Origin of the sequence: Pseudomonas sp. IzPS59 (genome assembly GCF_014863505.1) — a bacterium.
GTDB lineage: Bacteria > Pseudomonadota > Gammaproteobacteria > Pseudomonadales > Pseudomonadaceae > Aquipseudomonas > Aquipseudomonas kribbensis.
The window spans coordinates 3,148,138-3,163,502 of record NZ_CP062251.1; the positions used below are offsets into that span (position 1 = coordinate 3,148,138).

13 protein-coding genes are annotated in these 15,365 nt (G+C 61.1%); 5 read left to right on the top strand and 8 right to left on the bottom strand.

What is annotated here, in order from left to right:
• The first annotated feature begins 28 nt into the window (after nt 1-28).
• The 4 genes from IF189_RS14035 (at nt 29) to IF189_RS14050 (ending at nt 6,478) form a co-directional block, all read left to right on the top strand.
• Complete coding sequence (locus tag IF189_RS14035; protein WP_114882989.1) at nt 29-718, top strand: response regulator transcription factor; 690 nt, start codon at nt 29-31, stop codon at nt 716-718.
• A gap of 104 nt (nt 719-822) precedes the next feature.
• Nucleotides 823-2,241 (top strand): efflux transporter outer membrane subunit, encoded by a 1,419-nt coding sequence (locus tag IF189_RS14040; protein WP_192553528.1) that lies wholly within the window; start codon nt 823-825, stop codon nt 2,239-2,241.
• Nucleotides 2,238-3,404: an efflux RND transporter periplasmic adaptor subunit gene (locus IF189_RS14045; protein ID WP_192553529.1), complete on the top strand. Its 1,167-nt coding sequence runs from the start codon at nt 2,238-2,240 to the stop codon at nt 3,402-3,404. Before IF189_RS14040 ends, IF189_RS14045 begins: the two co-directional genes overlap by 4 nt.
• Nucleotides 3,401-6,478, top strand: a complete 3,078-nt coding sequence (locus tag IF189_RS14050; protein ID WP_192553530.1) for an efflux RND transporter permease subunit — start codon at nt 3,401-3,403, stop codon at nt 6,476-6,478. The genes IF189_RS14045 and IF189_RS14050 overlap by 4 nt, the downstream gene beginning before the upstream one ends.
• Before the next feature lie 3 nt (nt 6,479-6,481).
• On the opposite strand, the gene IF189_RS14055 is transcribed toward IF189_RS14050, so the two are convergent.
• Nucleotides 6,482-7,546, bottom strand: coding sequence for a YncE family protein (locus IF189_RS14055; RefSeq protein ID WP_192553531.1), 1,065 nt, complete (start codon nt 7,544-7,546; stop codon nt 6,482-6,484).
• 37 nt (nt 7,547-7,583) lie between these two features.
• Entirely contained in the window at nt 7,584-9,443 is a 1,860-nt protein-coding gene (locus tag IF189_RS14060) for an ABC transporter ATP-binding protein (RefSeq protein ID WP_192553532.1), read from the bottom strand.
• A gap of 296 nt (nt 9,444-9,739) precedes the next feature.
• Here IF189_RS14060 and IF189_RS14065 point away from each other — a divergent pair, with 296 nt between their 5' ends.
• Nucleotides 9,740-10,180, top strand: a complete 441-nt coding sequence (locus IF189_RS14065) for a hypothetical protein (RefSeq protein ID WP_085709877.1) — start codon at nt 9,740-9,742, stop codon at nt 10,178-10,180.
• Between the two features lie 60 nt (nt 10,181-10,240).
• Here IF189_RS14065 and IF189_RS14070 read toward each other — a convergent pair whose 3' ends face one another.
• The 6 genes from IF189_RS14070 to IF189_RS14095 all read right to left on the bottom strand — a co-directional run bounded on the left by IF189_RS14070 (nt 10,241) and on the right by IF189_RS14095 (nt 15,346).
• Nucleotides 10,241-10,786, bottom strand: a complete 546-nt coding sequence (locus tag IF189_RS14070) for an NADAR family protein (RefSeq protein ID WP_192553533.1) — start codon at nt 10,784-10,786, stop codon at nt 10,241-10,243.
• A 95-nt stretch (nt 10,787-10,881) separates the two neighbouring features.
• Nucleotides 10,882-11,487 (bottom strand): hypothetical protein, encoded by a 606-nt coding sequence (locus tag IF189_RS14075; protein WP_192553534.1) that lies wholly within the window; start codon nt 11,485-11,487, stop codon nt 10,882-10,884.
• A gap of 669 nt (nt 11,488-12,156) precedes the next feature.
• The gene (locus IF189_RS14080) at nt 12,157-12,561 is read right to left on the bottom strand and encodes a DUF4259 domain-containing protein (RefSeq protein ID WP_134826852.1); all 405 of its coding nucleotides are present in this window, start codon (nt 12,559-12,561) and stop codon (nt 12,157-12,159) included.
• 107 nt (nt 12,562-12,668) lie between these two features.
• Nucleotides 12,669-13,124, bottom strand: a complete 456-nt coding sequence (locus tag IF189_RS14085) for a hypothetical protein (RefSeq protein WP_192553535.1) — start codon at nt 13,122-13,124, stop codon at nt 12,669-12,671.
• Nucleotides 13,125-13,374: 250 nt separating this feature from the next.
• On the bottom strand, nt 13,375-14,394 hold the full coding sequence (gene dmpG, locus IF189_RS14090; RefSeq protein WP_114883010.1) for a 4-hydroxy-2-oxovalerate aldolase: 1,020 nt from the start codon (nt 14,392-14,394) through the stop codon (nt 13,375-13,377).
• Nucleotides 14,395-14,404: 10 nt separating this feature from the next.
• On the bottom strand, nt 14,405-15,346 hold the full coding sequence (locus IF189_RS14095; protein ID WP_192553536.1) for an acetaldehyde dehydrogenase (acetylating): 942 nt from the start codon (nt 15,344-15,346) through the stop codon (nt 14,405-14,407).
• Nucleotides 15,347-15,365: the final 19 nt, after the last annotated feature.

Consider the following 15,365-nt stretch of genomic DNA (forward strand, 5'->3'; position numbering starts at 1 on the left):
TTCAGGTTGGCTTGATGGAGTAGGTGCCTTGCGCATTCTCGTGGTTGAAGATGATGCCCAGACCGCCGCTTACCTGCTGCGCGGTTTGAGCGAAAGCGGGCATGTGGTCGATGTCGCCGGCGATGGCAACAGCGGTCTGGACATGGCGCTGGAAGGCATTCACGACGTGCTGATTGTCGACCGGCGCCTGCCCGGCCTCGACGGCATCGGCCTGATCAAGGCCTTGCGCGCACGACAGGTGCGGGTGCCGATCCTGATGCTCAGCGCCCAGGCCTCGACCGAGCAGAAGGTCGAAGGGCTGCAGGCCGGTTGTGACGATTATCTGGCCAAGCCTTATGCGTTCGCCGAGGTGCTGGCGCGGCTCGAAGCCTTGCTGCGCGGGCGCGATCAGGTCGCGGGGCCGGCGCGGCAACTGGTGGTCGGCGAGTTGCAGCTGGACTGCGCCACGCGCACGGCCGTACGTCGAGGCAAGGTGATTGCCTTGCAGCACCGCGAAGCCCTGTTGCTGGAAAAACTCATGCGCCACAGCGGCCAGATCGTCACCCGTGACATGCTGCTCGACAGTGCCTGGGATTACGATTTCGACCCCAACAACAACGTCATCGACAAACACATCCACCGCTTGCGGCGCAAACTCGATGACGGTTTCGACTATTCGCTGATCAGGACCATCCCCGGCGCCGGCTACAGCTTCCAGACGACGCCCGAGCAAGGCTAAACAAAAGTTTATCTGCCGGGGAACGCTCTGGCAGGCACCCCTCGCTATCTTCGACGCATTCGTGGATCGCTCCACAAAGGCTCAAGCGGGGAGACAGCTTGCTCATGTCGGTTTCAAAGACCAAGGCGCGCAGACGGCGCGTTGCATTTCAATCATCGGCGACGCTGATTCTGCTGGGCGTATTGACCCTCGGCGGCTGCTCGATGGTGCCCGAGTATCGGCAGCCCGAGTTGCCGCTGGCCCAACAATGGAACGCGGCTTCTGGCGGTCAATCCGCTGCGGGCGGGCAATGGTGGCGCGAGTTTCACAGTGCCGAGCTGGATCAGTTGATCGACCGTGGGCTGGCCTCCAACTTCACCCTTAAAGCGGCGATCAGCCGTATCGACGAGGCGCGGGCCTCCGCGCAGGTCACCGGCGCCGGGCAATATCCGGCGTTGAACCTGGGCGGCAACTATCAGCGCCAGAACAACTACGGCACCACGCAAAAACGCAGCGTGTTTGCCGAAGCGACCTATGAAGTGGATTTCTGGGGCAAGCAGCGTGCGGCCGCCGATTCGGCCGATGCCCTGGCCAACGCCACCGCGTTCGACGCCCAGACCCTGCGCATGAGCCTGAGCGCGAGCATCGCCGACAGTTACTTTCAGGTGCTGTCGCTGGAAGAACGTCTGCGTCTGGCCCAGTCCATCGCTGACGACGCCCGTCAGGTGCTGGACCTGGTGGAAATCCAGGCCAGTCAGGGCGCCGTTTCCAACCTCGAAGTCGCCCAGCAGCGCAACGCCATGCAGACCTTCGAAGCGGCAATGCCGCCGCTACGGCAGCAGCGGGATCAGGCGCTGTATCAACTGGCGGTGCTGGTAGGCGCGCCGCCCGAGGGTTTCCATTTGCAGGGCGACAGCCTCGGCGCCGTGCAGGTGCCGCAACCGGCGACCGGTCTGCCCATCGGTCTGCTGCGTCAGCGGCCAGACATTCAGGCTGCCGAAGCACGGCTGAAGTCTGCCAACTTCGACGTCGGCGTGGCCCGTGCCGCGTTCCTGCCCAATCTGTCGCTGGACCTGCTGGGCGGTATCGACACCCTGGCTGGCGGGCAGATCTGGAGCGTCATCGGCACCCTCGGCCAGCCGGTGTTTGCCGGTGGCCAGCTCAAGGGCCAACTGTATTTCGATCAGGCTCACGTACAGGAACTGACCGCCAGTTATCGCGAGTCCATCGTCGAAGCCCTGCAAGACGTCGAAACCCAGATCAGTGCCGCCCGCGAGCTCGACAAGAGTTACGCGTTGAACGCCTCGGCAGTGGATTCGGCGCGGGAAGCGGCGCGTCTGGCGCAGGTTCGCTATCGCCTCGGCTCCACCGACTTCCAGACGCTGCTGATCGTCGAACGTACGCAATATCAGGCCGAAGACACGCTGTTGCAGGTGCGTCTGCAACACCTTCAAGCGGCGGTCGGCCTGTTCCGGGCCCTGGGCGGGGACTTTTCCGCTGACGCTCTGGCACTCAATTCTTCTGTTCAGGTGACTCATCCATGACTGTCCTGCACCCACGTCGTCGCATCGTTTTCCTGGGCGTCGCGGCACTTTCGCTGGCGGTGGCCGTCGGCGGTTTTCAATGGATCAAACAGGCCCACGCTGCGCCGGTAAAAACTGATGCCGGCGCGATCCCGGTACAGATGAGCAAGGTCAGCCGTCAGGATCTGCCGGTGTGGATCAGTGCCATCGGCAACGTGCAGGCGCTCAACAGCGTCAATGTGCGGGTGAGGGTGGACGGCGAGTTGCAGAAAGTCCTGTTCAACGAAGGGCAGACCGTCACCGCCGGCAGCCTGTTGGCGGTGATCGATCCACGGGTCTATCAGGCCCAGGTCGCCCAGGCGCAGGCGTTGCTGGCCAAGGATCAGGCGCAACTGGCGAACCTCAGGGTCAACCTCGACCGGGCCAGCAAACTGGCCGCCGCCAAGGCTGGCCCGACCCAGGACGTCGACACTTACCGCGCGCAACTGGCCGCGCAACAGGCGACGGTGCAGGCTGACCAGGCGGCGCTGGATGCGGCGCGGCTGCAACTGGAATTCACTCAGGTCAAGGCGCCGCTGACCGGCCGCACCGGCCAGCGTCTGCTGGATGTCGGCGCGATTGCCCACGGGGCCGAGGCGACGGGGCTGGTGACGATCACCCAGATGAATCCGATCTCCGTCGCGTTCGCTGTCTCTCAGGACGAACTGGCGGAGATCCTTGAGGAAAACGCCAAAGGTGCCTTGCAAGTGGTCGCCATGACCCGCGATGGCCAGCAGGAAATCGCCAAAGGTCATCTGAGCTTCATCGACAGCCAGGTGACGGCGGCCAGCGGGCAGATCCAGCTCAAGGCGCAGTTCGACAACGCCGATGCCAAGCTGTGGCCGGGAGAACTGGTGAGTGCGCGCCTGCTGGTGCAGACCCATCGCGACGTGGCCGTTGTCCCGGCCGATGCCGTGCAACTGGGGCGTCAGGGTAATTTCGTCTACGTGGTCGACGCCGATCAGCGGGTACAGCCGCGTCTGGTGGACGCCGCCAATGTGGTGGACGGCAAGCAGTGGATTCGCCAAGGCCTCAATGCGGGCGAAACCGTCGTGGTGCAGGGCCAGTCGCGGGTGGCGCCGGGGTTGAAGGTGATGCCGGTCAAGACTGACACCACCGCCGATCTGGCGGAGGCCGCCCGATGAATGCGCTGGCCGGACTGATTCAACGGCGTGTGGGGCTGAGCCTGCTGGCGCTCGGCGTCATGCTGCTCGGGGCTTTCGCGTACTTCCAGTTGCCGGTGGCACCACTGCCGACGGTGGACTTCCCGACCATTCAGGTCACCGCCAAACTCTCCGGGGCGAGCGCGGAAACCATGGCCTCGTCGGTGGCAACACCGCTGGAACGGGCCTTCGCCGCCGTGCCGCAAGTCACATCAATGACCTCGTCCAGCGCCGCCGGCAAGACCCAGGTGGTGCTGCAGTTCGACCTGTCGCGAGACATCGACGGTGCCGCCCAGGACGTACAAACGGCGATCAACACCGCCACCCCGAACCTGCCCAAGACCATGTCCAGCGCGCCGACCTTCAACAAGGTCAACCCGGCCGAAGGCACCGTGCTGTCGCTGGCGGTGACGTCGCCGACCCGCACGCTGCCGGAGCTGGATCGTTACGCCGACAACTACATCGCCCAGCGCCTGTCGCAGATGCCCGGCGTCGGGCTGGTGGATTTTCATGGTGAGCAGAAGCCTGCCGTGCGCGTGCAGATCGACCCCGATGCGCTGGCCGCTCGCGGCCTGACCCTGGAAGATGTGCGCAGCGTGATCGGCGTCAGCACACTCGATCAGCCCAAAGGCACGCTCGATGGCCAGAGCCGTTCGATCACCCTGGGCGCCACCGATCAGTTGCTCGATCCGCAGCATTATCGCGATCAGGTCGTCGCCTATAAAAACGGCATGCCGATCAAACTCGGCGATCTGGGCCGGGTGATCGCCGGGGCCGAGGACACCCAGCAAGCCGCGCAACTGGGGGGCGAACCGACGGTCATCGTCGACATCCACAAGCAACCGGGTTTCAACCTGCTGTCGACCATCGCCACGATCAAGGCCAAGTTGCCCGAGCTGACCGCGTCCTTGCCCCGCGACGTGCAGGTGCAAGTGGTGGGCGACCGCACCCAGACCATCGAAGCGTCGGTCAATGACATGCAGTTCACCTTGCTGTTGTCGATTGCGCTGGTGGTCGTGGTGATCTTCGTGTTCCTGCGCAAGGCCACCGCCACGCTGATTCCCAGCCTGACCATTCCGCTGTCGCTGGTGGCCACGTTCGGCGTCATGTATCTGCTCGGCTACAGCCTCGACAACCTGTCGATCATGGGTCTGGCGATTGCCGTCGGGTTCGTGGTGGACGACGCCATCGTGGTGATGGAAAACATCGTCCGACACCTGGAGATGGGCAAGTCGCGCCTGCAATCGGCGGTTGATGGTTTGCGCGAAGTGGGCTTCACCATCGTCTCGATGACGGTGTCGCTGATTGCGGTGTTCCTGCCGATCCTGTTGATGTCCGGCATCGTCGGGCGCTTGATGCGTGAGTTTGCGGTGACTGTCAGCGTGGCGATCATCATGTCCGGCATCGTCTCGCTGACCATCACCCCGATGCTCTGTGCCTGGCTGCTCAAACCCCATGCCGATCAGGAAGAGGGGCGTTTTGCCCAGGCCTGCGAGCGGGTGTTCGACCGGTTGCACAACGGCTATCGGCGCAGCCTGGACTGGGTGCTCGATCATCAGCGCATCACCATGGCGGTGGCCATCGCCACGCTGGCGGCCACGGCGGTGCTGTATGTCGGGATTCCCAAGGGCTTCTTTCCGCAGCAGGACAACGGTCTGATTCAAGGCGTGGCGGAAGCGGCGGCGGACATTTCGCCGACGGCCATGCGCGCGCAGGTCAACCGTGCGGCGGAGATCATTGGTCAGGACCCGGCAGTGGCGCGAGTGTATTTCTGGATCGGCCCGAACCCGACGGTCAGCCAGGGCAAGGTGATGATCAACCTCAAGCCGTTCAGCGAGCGCACGGCCAGCGCCGCGCAGGTGATCCAGCGCCTGCAACCGGCGCTCGACGGGTTGTCCGGGGTCAAGGTGTTCATGCAGGCCAACCAGGACATCCAGATCGGCGGCCGGGCCAGCAAGACCCAGTATCAATACACCCTACAGGACCCGGACAGCGTCGAGCTGGATCACTGGAGCGGAGTGCTGCTGGCCAGGCTCAAGACCTTGCCGCAATTGCAGCACGTGACCTCCGACCAGCAGCAGGCAATTCCTCAGTCGACGCTGGTGATCGACCGCCCGACCGCTGCGCGTCTGGGCGTGACGGTGCAGGCCATCGATGACGTGCTGTACGACGCGTTCGGTCAGCGGCAGATCGCGACCATGTTCACCCAGCTGGATCAGAACCATGTGATTCTCGAACTCGATCCGAGCTGGCAAACGTCCACCGCGACCCTTGAGCATCTGTTTGTTCGCGCAAGCTCCGGGGCGTTGGTGCCGCTGAACCTGTTGGCCAGCCTCAAGACCGAGCAGGTGCCGATCATCATCAACCACCAGGGCGTGTTCCCGGCCATTACCCTGTCGTTCGACCTCGCGCCGGGCCATGCCTTGAGCGAGGCGGTCAGCGCGATCAATCAGGCGTCGCTGGCGGTCGCGATGCCTGACACCGTGGCGGGCAGTTTCCAAGGCACCGCCCAGGCATTTCAGGACTCGCTGAAGTCGCAACCGTGGCTGATTCTGGCGGCGATCCTGACGGTCTACATCGTGCTCGGCGTGTTGTATGAAAACGCGATCCACCCGCTGACGATCATCTCGACCTTGCCGTCCGCCGGTTTCGGCGCGCTGCTGGCCTTGATGCTGTGCGGGCAAGACCTGTCGGTGCTGGGAATGATCGGAATCATTCTGCTGATCGGCATCGTCAAGAAGAACGCGATCATGATTGTCGACTTCACCCTGCAGGCGCAGCAGCGTGGCTTGTCGCCGCGTGAAGCGGTGAGGGAAGGGTGCCTGTTACGTTTGCGGCCGATCCTGATGACTTCGCTGGCGGCATTGCTGGGTGCTGTGCCGCTGGCGTTCGGGCACGGCGCCGGTTCGGAGTTGCGTCAGCCGCTGGGCATCGCGATTGTGGGTGGCCTGGCGGTTTCGCAGATCCTGACGCTCTACACCACGCCGGTGGTTTACCTGTGGTTCGAGCGTCGGCGGCGCAAGACGCAAGCCGCCGAGGTCATCGAGGCTTCCTGACGCTTACTGCGCCTTGTAGGTCAGGACGGTGAAGGTGTCGGGGTGAAATGCCGGGTCGGGCTTGGGTTGTTCCCGGCTCGGCGCCGGCTGGGTGAAGTCGGCGGTGAACAGGTAGGCCTGACCGCGTTGGGTGTCCAGCACCATGTTGTGCGCCCATGGCCGGGTCCCGACGCTGCCGCGCAACTGGTATTGCCCTTGATCGTCGCGCTGGACAATCGCAAGGCTGGCGTCGGCGCCACTGGGCACCAGCAACTGGTCTTTCACCCGATCGTAGGCCAGCGCGTTGACGGCGCGGCCGATGGGCAGGGTGCTCAAGGCCTTGCCGGTTTTCAGGTCGGCGACCACCAGAATCGGGTCAGCGCCACGGCAGGCCACGAACAGGCGTTGACGCGGTTCGTCCACGGCCAGTGCGCTGGGTTTGCTGCAACCCTTGAATGTCCAGAATTGCTGCTGTTCAAGCTTCGCCCCTGAAAGCACGGCGACTTTATCCTCGTCGCGCATGGGGACGATGAAGTGACCGTTTTCAAGGATCACCGGGCCGTCGAGCTTTTGCGCTGGAATGTCCACCGCATCGGTCAGGCGATCGGTTTTCGCATCGATCAGGTACAGCGTCGAATGATCGCCGCGCCGGCCGCTGGTGACGATCAACCGGTCGCGGCTGGCGTCGTAAACCAGGTTGTTGAGGTTGCCCGAATCGAGCTTGAGCCGTTGCAGCACTTGCAGGCGGTCCAGCGCCACGATGCCCAGCGTTCCATCCATGTTGGCGACATAGGCGCGGTTGCGTTCCGGCACGAAGGCGACGGCGTTGGCGCCGGCGGAGTTGTCGAGGGTCTTCAGCAGTTTCTGCTGGTCGACGTCGAACACCGACAGGCCGTTTTCGCGGCGGGCCACGAACAGTTGCGCGCTCTGTGGTTGCAGGGCGGCGAAGCCCCAACTGTGACCGTCACCGGGCAATGCCTTGGCAGCGTTCAGGGTGTACAGCAGCGGCGCGTCGGCCTCGGCATATTGGGCGCCGGACAGGCAGACCGTCAGGACGGCAAGCGCTCGCCAGGTTTTTGCAAATACCATTCAAAACCTCAAAATTTCAGTGTTCGGCAGGAACGGTTCATGCCCGGTCCATTGCTTCATCCAGCCCTTGATCTTCACCGAGAAAACCGCCGCTCTGATGCTGCCAGAGCCGCGCGTAGGTGCCGTTTCGTTCCAGCAGTTCGGCGTGGGTGCCTTGTTCGATGATGCGGCCCTCGTCCATGACAATCAGCCGGTCCATGGCGGCAATCGTCGACAACCGATGGGCAATGGCGATGACGGTCTTGCCCTGCATCATTTCATCGAGGCTTTCCTGGATGGCGACTTCGACTTCGGAATCCAGTGCACTGGTGGCCTCGTCGAGCAGCAGGATCGGCGCGTTCTTGAGCATCACCCGGGCGATGGCGATACGTTGGCGCTGGCCGCCGGACAGCTTGATGCCGCGTTCGCCCACCAGGGTGTCGTAACCGGTGTGACCCTGGCGGTCGCTCAGTTGGCTGATGAAACCGTCGGCCTGGGCGTTGATCGCGGCGCGGTGAACCTGCGCATCGGTGGCGTCCGGGCGTCCGTAGGCAATGTTGTCGCGGATCGAGCGGTGCAGCAGGGACGTATCCTGAGTGACCATGCCGATGGCGCTGCGCAGACTGTCCTGCGTCACTTGTGCGATGTTTTGCCCGTCGATGCGAATCGTACCGCTGTCGACGTCGTAGAAACGCAGCAGCAGATTGATCAGCGTCGACTTGCCGGCCCCGGAGCGGCCCACCAGACCGATTTTTTCACCGGCGCGGATGTGCAGGCTCAAGCCGTCGAGCACCTGGCGCTCACCGTTGTAGTTGAAGTGCACCTGGTCGAAGGTCACCGCGCCGCCGGAAGGCACCAGAACGCCGGCGTCGGGTGCGTCTTGCACCTTGGGGCCGCGGGTGAGGGTGGCCATGCCGTCCTGCACGGTGCCGATGTTTTCGAACAGCGAGGTCATTTGCCACATGATCCAGTGGGACATGCCGTTGATCCGCAATGCCATGGCAGTGATCGCAGCCACCGCACCCGCACCGACCTGACCCTGATGCCAGAGCCACAGGGCATAACCGCCGGCACCCAGGATCAAACCGACCACCAGGGCCTGATTGACGATTTCGAACTGACTGACCAGACGCATCTGGCGAAAACCGGTGAGCTTGAAATCCTCCATCGCCGCCCGCGCGAAGTGCGCTTCACGGTTGGAGTGCGAGAACAGTTTGACGGTGGTGATGTTGGTGTAGGCGTCGGAAATACGCCCCGTCATCGACGAGCGCGCATGGGCCTGTTCCTGCCCGACCTGTCCCAGGCGCGGCACGAAATACAGCATCGCCAACCCGAACAATGCGACCCAGGCAAGAAAGGGCAGCATCAGTTTCAGGGCAAACCCACCGGCCAAAGCGATGATCGCAATGAAGTAAACGCCGATACCGGGGGCGATTTCGATGATCGTGAACAGAACTTCGCGTACCGCCAGCGCGGTCTGCATCACTTTGGTCGTGACCCGGCCGGAGAACTCGTCGGAAAAGAACGAAAGGCTTTGCCGCAGCATCAGGCGATGGAAGTCCCAGCGCAGGCGCAGCGGCAGGTTGATCGCCAGAATCTGGTGCTGGACCATCGTGCGCAATGCCACCAGACCGATGCTGGTGAGCAAGACGATGGCGATGCCCCACAGAACACGGCTTTCCTGACCGCTCGCGGCGCCGCCGGCCTGCCAGGTCGAGAGCAGATCCACTACTTGCCCGAGAAACGAAAACAGCCAGGCTTCGTAGATCGACACACTGGCACTGAGCAGCGCCAGCGCAAGCACGTAGCCACGGGCACCCCGGGTGCAGGCCCACAGAAAACGCATCAGGCCAACGGGCGGTGGCGGCGCCTCGTCGGGCGGGAAAGGATCGAGCCTGCGTTCAAACACGCGAAGCATAAGGATCTCCGAAATGATCAGGTTCAGGGGAGTATGCCATCTTCGCCGCTGGCCCCGGATAGGAGGACAGCGATCGCTCGGCCATCTTTGACCATTGGTCAGTTCTCAATACTATCCAACAGGGTAAAGACTATTTTTTATCCGGGTCAGCGAAGTGACAGCAGCCCTTGGGAAACGATCACTTTAGCTGAACCCGGTGATGCAGCTTTCAGGATGGATCTTGAAAGGCGCGGAGCATCGTTCGCTCGATGCGTAACGGAGATCCCGCGCCTTTTCACTTGTTAAGGAGAACGCAGATGGCAAGCAATCGAGTACTCGAAACCTCAGACAAAACAGCGCTCGTCGAAGCCGAGGTGTATCGCTGGTACAACCTGTTTTTCCCGTGGTCACGGGGCATGTCTTCGCAATCGGAAGGCGCCATTAAGCCTTTGTACGATGCGCTGGCGGACGATTTTCGCGTGGTGCTCACGGATGGCCAGATCATGGAACGGGCCGACTACTGGGAGCGACTGTGGGGCCTGCATGGCAAGCGTGCCGGAAGCCCCGAATCGCATATCACCAATCTCTCGATCACGCCGCTACCCGGTGGCTTCTTCCTGACGGTGTTCGATCTGGTCAAGGACGGGATCACCAAGAAGAAAGTCGACTCGGCGCTCATGCGTCTTGATGAGAACTCCCCATCGGGTATCTCGTGGATTTACGTCCATGAAAGCGAGCATGAGAGGGCGGCCGCGTAAGGTTTCCGACTTCACTTCTGTGCGCCGGTCGCGGTGTCAAATCGCCGCGACCTGGGCGAATCATTTTTCGTCGCGGATCTGCATCAGCGCGAATCCCAGCAGATTCAGGCCTTGCCACAGGTCGGGATTGCTCGCGTTTTGGTGATCCTGGGCGAGGCCGATGCCCCAGATGCTGTCAACCGGGCTTGCCTCGACGATGATGCTGGAACCGGTTTCCTTGAGGAATGCATGCAGTTCCGGGTTTTGCGAGAACTTGGCCCGGTTGGCCCGGACGACAATCTCGTATCGATGTTCCAGCCATTCGTGTTCGTTGAAACCGCGCACCTTGCGGCCAAGCGCCTTGGCTGCGTTGGGTGTGGGCGCCAAAAGTACTTGAGCACGAATGTCCTGATCGCCGAACAAGGCAGCCTTCTCGGCCATCATGAAATGTTCGGCAGTCGCGTAGCGTTGCCCGTCGACAACAAATTCGGCTTCGAACCACTGACTGAAGCACGAAGCAGTGACGCCGTGCTTGCTGCGCTGGTGTCCCCAGAAAAAGACATAGTTCAGATCCTCTCCGGCGTTGAAGCGGGAGCGGAGGTTTTCCAGGTATTTGGAGTCTTGCAATTGGGCTTCCTTGGCAATTGGGTTTTGGCGCGGGAGGTTTACCACATCATTCACTTGTGTTGAAACTCGTGCGAGTTCGGAGCATTTCAAACCTATCAACACAATTTTTTGCGCACAGCCTTCAATACCGCTTCGGTGTACCAGGTCTCGACATCGATGGCGATGGCTTCACCCGCATCGGGCACTAACTCGATTTGGGTGTTTATGCCTTGCTCAAGAAGCATTCGCTGCGCGTCTTGAAGTAGCCGGCGTTTGCCCGTGAGCCAAAGTCGTTGTTCCCCCGTGAGCAATGCAAAGGTTTGCGGGTAGTTGCATTGCAGTTTTCGGCGCAAGTTGACCAGTGCCGGTTTGTCAGTCCGGTCAAATATTGGAGTCAGTACATACGGGTTGCCCGAGGCTGCCTCCAGGTCGTATTTGTCTTGCAGATGATCATCGACACTCCAACCGACGACCATCTCATGCTCGCCCGTCCTGACGTTGATCAAGTGCGCATTAACACCGACGTAACAGTGCTCCGTCATGCCGTGGACGACGAAATCCTCACTGTTACTGCGAATGACCCAGTAATCACCGTTGGCCGAAAGCTCACAGAACTGAATGACAAAACGTTCGGGCTTGCCATCTCTCATGACGCCGTCAGACAGGCCGAGCACAAATTCACAGGCCTGTTCTGCGGTCAGTCCGGCGTTATGCTCCGTCATGCCTTGCCAAAACCAAGCAATTTACCCAGCCAGCCTGCTGACGCAAGCCTGAGTGACTTTTCGAGGGTGTTCTTTTGCTGGGTATCCATGATGTCCATCGGCAGTTCCATCGATGCAGGCAAAAAAGAGTTACGAGAGCGCGCAGTTTTTCACGCTGCTGTGAAAACAGGAAGAACAATAGGGAGGCCAAGCCTGCGCACACTTGGCCGTTGCGCTTCACGTTTGCGCACCTCCGGCTGTATCGTGATGCCTGCGGGCACGTCTCACGCCGATACCCACTGAGCGGCGCTGCGTTAGAATCGCGTCATGTAAATGAGCGATCAGGTCTGTTCGATGGATGATGCAACAAAGGCGCGCCTACAGTGGCTGGACGAGTCGGCCAGCGATCATGGTTGGAACAATCGTGAGGAAATTAACGCGAGTGAAAAATGCATTTGCAGCGCCTGCGGCCAATGGTCAGAACCCGCCCAAATCACAAAGTGGTACAACGAAAGGCACGCCTGTTGCCCTCATTGCGGGTTGACCGGTGTTGTTGTTGGCTCCAGGTCGGGGCTGCCGCTTGAGGCGTACGAGAACTGCCGAATCCCTGAGTAGAAGTAGAAAAGGGGACTCAGTAGAAAAGGGGACTGATTTATTTTCTGAGAAGTTAAGTCAGTCCTCTTTTCGATACTATCGACCTAGCGATGCTTTTATAAGGCGCAGTCCGTCTTGCCAAGACTCGTATTCGTCACTCTCGATCCAAAGCTCCGCGAGCTCTGAGTTTTCGGATAACACACGCTCAATGACCACTTGTGCTTTGGTGAGCAGAGCCGAACCTGGTTTAGTCGTTTGACTCTTCACCCAAGTAGATAGCGCCTCATCAAGGGTTCCAGGGATTTCCTGGCCGTTGAGCAAAGCCAAAACCGCTGCAGCAGCTATCCCACGGTCTGCCTCTGGGGCCTCCAGATACTCAGCCGCTACAATTACATCCTCCAGCGCTGACTGGATCAGGTCGAGATTGCTGGACTCGCTCAGTTCAATAGCAAAATCAGCTGCTTCGTCGTTCCCAAATGCATGAATTGACCATGTACCCATCGATTATTCGTCCTTTAACATCGGTGCTGCAGCACCAAGAATTTACGCAGTTCGGAAGTGCGGTTGCAACTTGCGGTTTTTTTTCGTACACGGAGTAAACGTGCTGATTACTTGCTCCGCATCAACACATACGCTTCACCGCCGTTCCGGTCATGCTGAAGAATAAAGTTGTTGTCCCGGATACGCACCTTCGATGGCACACGACCTGCTACCGGCGTTTGCGAGTAAGTCTGCGCGGCGCTCAGCAGCTGGCGGGTCAGACTGTCGTCGGGTTGGTTCGGAGTGGTAACGACGCATTCCTTTTCGGAAAGTTGCACGGAAAGGTTTTTGTCTGCGGTGAAGCCGATGCGCGTAAAGCCCATGTCCTGGAGGTCATTGATGCCGAACCGCTTGGCCGCTTCAGCGGAGCCGGCGAATGAGGGAGCGGTCTTCAGGCAGATGTCGACGAAGGCTTCGATGGCCTTGGAGGTGACCGGCGTCGATGCGGTTGGCGTTGCAGTGGTGCAACTGGCGAGGACTAGCAGGCTGGAAAAGGCGAGGGGGCGGAACAACATATTGGACATGCAGCGGGGTCCTTCCATTTGAAATTCGAAATACAGGCGTAGGCTGAGCGGCACCGGAACGGACCGCTTGCGGATGGTAAATTAAAATCAAGTACGGGGCTTACGACTTTATAAACCCCGGCGTTTGCTGGCAGCGCACTCGTGACGTGAGCCGGTGCGCACCAGGGCTGGCCTGACAAGGGTCGGCACATTGGCTCATCCAGGACCGACCCACCGCTGCGTGGGCGGCAGGCCGGCAATGTTGCCCGGTTCAGCGCTTGAGAAGGTCCAGCGCGACGTCGACGATCATGTCTTCCTGACCGCCAACCATGCGACGTCTGCCCAGTTCGACCAGTATGTCCAGGGTCTTGAGGCCGTACCTGGCGGCGGCATTTTCGGCATGCCGCAGGAAGCTTGAATAGACGCCGGCATAACCCAGTGCCAGGGTTTCACGGTCGACCCGCACCGGGCGGTCCTGCAGCGGACGCACGATGTCGTCGGCGGCGTCCATCAGGGTGTAGAGGTCCGTGCCGTGGTTCCAGCCGAGACGTTCGGCGGCGGCAATAAAAACTTCCAGCGGTGCGTTGCCGGCACCAGCCCCCATCCCGGCCAGACTTGCATCGATCCGGTCGCAACCTTCCTCGACGGCGGTGATCGAGTTGGCGACGCCCAGCGACAGGTTGTGGTGGGCGTGCATGCCGGTTTCGGTTTCCGGTTTCAGCACGGCTTTGAAAGCCCGGAAGCGCTCGCGAACATCCTGCATGTTCATCGCACCACCGGAGTCGGCCATGTACACGCAGGTCGCACCATAGCTTTCCATCAGCCGGGCCTGGGCCGCCAGGTGCTCAGGGGCGATCATGTGGCTCATCATCAGGAAACCGACGGTGTCCATGCCCAGCTCGCGAGCGTATTCGATGTGCTGTTTCGAAACGTCGGCTTCCGTACAGTGCGTGGCGATGCGCACCACGCGTGCGCCGGCGTCATAGGCGGCCTTGAGGTCGTGCACCGTGCCGATCCCCGGCAGCAGCAGGGTGGTGATTTTGGCGTGCTCGATGACATCGGCCGCCGCTTCGATCCACTCCAGGTCGGTATGGGCGGCGAAACCATAGTTGAAGCTCGAGCCCTGCAGGCCGTCGCCGTGGGCGATTTCAATCGAATCGACCCTGGCCTTGTCCAGTGCGCGCGCAATGTCCTGCACATTCTGCAGCGAGTACTGATGGCGGATGGCATGGCTGCCGTCGCGCAGGGTCACGTCGGAGATGTAGATTTTCTTGCCGGGATTGAATGTCATGTCGGGCCCCTCAGGCGTTGAGCATCGACTGCGCCATGCGCTCGGCGGTGGCCAAGGCAGCGGAGGTCATGATGTCGAGATTGCCGGCGTAGGCAGGCAGGTAATGGGCGGCGCCTTCGACCTCAAGGAATACCGAGGTCTTTAGGCCGCTGAAGCGTCCCAGCCCCGGAATGTTCAGGGGTGCCGATTCGGCAATGACGTCAAACTGAACCTTCTGTTTCAGGCGATAACCCGGCACATAGGCCTGGACGGCCGCCACCATCTCCTCGACGGAAGCCTCTATCTGCGCCTGATCGGCGGTTTCGGACAGCACGAACACCGTGTCACGCATCATCAGCGGCGGTTCGGCGGGGTTCATGATGATGATCGCCTTGCCTCTGGACGCCCCACCCACCATTTCGATGGCTCTGGACGTAGCTTCCGTAAACTCGTCGATGTTGGCGCGGGTGCCGGGACCGGCGGATTTGCTGGCGATCGAGGCGACGATTTCGGCGTAGTGAACCGGGGCAACACGGGATACGGCGGCGACCACTGGAATGGTCGCCTGACCACCACAGGTGACCATGTTGACGTTGAGTCGATCCAGGTGTTGCTGCAGGTTGACCACTGGAATGCAGTAAGGGCCGATAGCCGCCGGAGTGAGGTCGATCAGGCGGATACCCGGCTTGATCGAGCGCAGGCGTTTTTCGTTCTCGATATGGGCACTAGCCGAGGTGGCATCGAAGACGAAATCGATGTCCTTGAACGCGTCCATGCGGATCAGGCCTTCAACCCCCTCGTGGGTGGTCGCGACGCCCATGCGTTCGGCGCGGGCGAGACCGTCGGATGCAGGGTCGATCCCGACCATTACCGCCATTTCCAGGTGTCTGGCGTTGCGCAGAATCTTGATCATCAGGTCGGTGCCGATGTTGCCGGAGCCGATGATGGCGACCTTGAGTTTGGTTTGACTCATGGGAGCAATCTCTCAAATT

Excerpts from the sequence above, each read along its gene's own strand:
- IF189_RS14040 (WP_192553528.1), top strand. The coding sequence starts at position 823 with ATGTCGGTTTCAAAGACCAAGGCGCGCAGACGGCGCGTTGCATTTCAA.
- IF189_RS14045 (WP_192553529.1), top strand. The coding sequence starts at position 2,238 with ATGACTGTCCTGCACCCACGTCGTCGCATCGTTTTCCTGGGCGTCGCG.
- IF189_RS14050 (WP_192553530.1), top strand. The coding sequence starts at position 3,401 with ATGAATGCGCTGGCCGGACTGATTCAACGGCGTGTGGGGCTGAGCCTG.
- IF189_RS14055 (WP_192553531.1), bottom strand. The coding sequence starts at position 7,546 with ATGGTATTTGCAAAAACCTGGCGAGCGCTTGCCGTCCTGACGGTCTGC.
- IF189_RS14060 (WP_192553532.1), bottom strand. The coding sequence starts at position 9,443 with ATGCTTCGCGTGTTTGAACGCAGGCTCGATCCTTTCCCGCCCGACGAG.
- IF189_RS14065 (WP_085709877.1), top strand. The coding sequence starts at position 9,740 with ATGGCAAGCAATCGAGTACTCGAAACCTCAGACAAAACAGCGCTCGTC.
- IF189_RS14075 (WP_192553534.1), bottom strand. The coding sequence starts at position 11,487 with ATGACGGAGCATAACGCCGGACTGACCGCAGAACAGGCCTGTGAATTT.
- IF189_RS14080 (WP_134826852.1), bottom strand. The coding sequence starts at position 12,561 with ATGGGTACATGGTCAATTCATGCATTTGGGAACGACGAAGCAGCTGAT.
- IF189_RS14085 (WP_192553535.1), bottom strand. The coding sequence starts at position 13,124 with ATGTCCAATATGTTGTTCCGCCCCCTCGCCTTTTCCAGCCTGCTAGTC.
- dmpG (WP_114883010.1), bottom strand. The coding sequence starts at position 14,394 with ATGACATTCAATCCCGGCAAGAAAATCTACATCTCCGACGTGACCCTG.
- IF189_RS14095 (WP_192553536.1), bottom strand. The coding sequence starts at position 15,346 with ATGAGTCAAACCAAACTCAAGGTCGCCATCATCGGCTCCGGCAACATC.